The organism is Deinococcus pimensis DSM 21231, assembly GCF_000519345.1.
Taxonomy (GTDB): domain Bacteria; phylum Deinococcota; class Deinococci; order Deinococcales; family Deinococcaceae; genus Deinococcus_A; species Deinococcus_A pimensis.
Genome location: NZ_KI912633.1, coordinates 390,925 through 391,137, shown reverse-complemented (window position 1 = coordinate 391,137; position 213 = coordinate 390,925).

Here is a 213-nt window from a genome sequence, read left to right as displayed (position 1 = left end):
ACCCGCCTCGACGGCGGCGCGCGTGACGCCCGCTTCGCGGAAGGCGAGGGCGGCGAGGGCGAGGGTGAGCTCGAAGAAGGGTTCGTGCTCGGCGTGCGCGCGGGCCCACTCGACGAAGCGGGCGGTGCGGTCGGGGGCAGTTCGTGGCCGCCGACGCGGATGCGTTCCTCGTAGCGGGTGAGGTGCGGGGAGGTGAAGCGCCCGACGACGTCC